Here is an 821-nt window from a genome sequence, read left to right on the forward strand (position 1 = left end):
CGGTACTGGTACAGCTGGTGATGATGCTGGTGCAGGCCAGAAGACGAGCAACGCAGCGGCTAAAAATGCCACAGGCAAAAACGCGAAGAAATCCGGAGCGTAATCATGGGGCCGGTTGACTGGGATACAAAACTACTGGCCCCCCTTCAGGGGGTCTTTGGCGAACCCGTGGAGTACCGGCCCCGGAACGGGCCGGCGTTTGATATCACCGGCATCTTTGACCGTGCGTACACCGTGGACGTCGAGCCCGTTGATGATAACGGCCCGACCGTGAACACTACGCGCCCGGTGCTGGGGGTTCAGGACAGCGCGTTTTTTCTACGTCAGCCGCCACTGCAGGGGGACTCGCTTTACATCCCCCGCGTCAAAACGCTGTTTAAGGTGGCCGACGTGCAGCCTGACAGCCATGGCGGGAGCCGTCTTGAACTGAACAAAGTGAAGGAGGTGCAGTGAACTCAGCGATGATCAGGGAACTGGCCGTTCAGGCTATCAGAGGAAAGACGCTCGCAGAACACCGCGTCTATTCTCCGAGAGACTGGGCCACCCGCAGTCAGGATTATCCGCTCATTCTGGTGCAGACGGTTTATGAGGAGAAGTTTTCCAAAGGCCGTAACGCTCCCCAGTTCGATACCGTCACTACCCTGCAGATCGCCGCAAGGCTTGAAGAGTTTGACGGTGAGCTGGACGATGACGGGGCCATCAGGGCGCAGCTGAATCTGGAACGGATGAAGGAGGAAATCGAGCGTGCTGTGATTAACAGCTACGAGATAACCCGTTACACCCAGCAGATTAAGCATGTCCGATCACAGCTCAACCTGAGC

Annotated in this window: 2 protein-coding genes; both read left to right on the top strand. The window is 57.2% G+C overall.

Annotation, left to right across the window (positions count from 1 at the left end; genetic code table 11):
- Positions 1 to 105: 105 nt before the first annotated feature.
- A complete protein-coding gene (locus DEO48_RS00055) occupies positions 106 to 453 on the top strand; it encodes a hypothetical protein (RefSeq protein WP_109843941.1) in 348 nt (115 codons plus the stop codon).
- A partial coding sequence (locus tag DEO48_RS00060; RefSeq protein WP_109843942.1) for an ATP-binding protein occupies positions 450 to 821 on the top strand: 372 nt, incomplete at its 3' end. The genes DEO48_RS00055 and DEO48_RS00060, both read left to right, overlap by 4 nt.

The sequence above is a fragment of the Enterobacter sp. CGMCC 5087 genome (assembly GCF_003144775.1).
GTDB lineage: Bacteria > Pseudomonadota > Gammaproteobacteria > Enterobacterales > Enterobacteriaceae > Enterobacter > Enterobacter cloacae_M.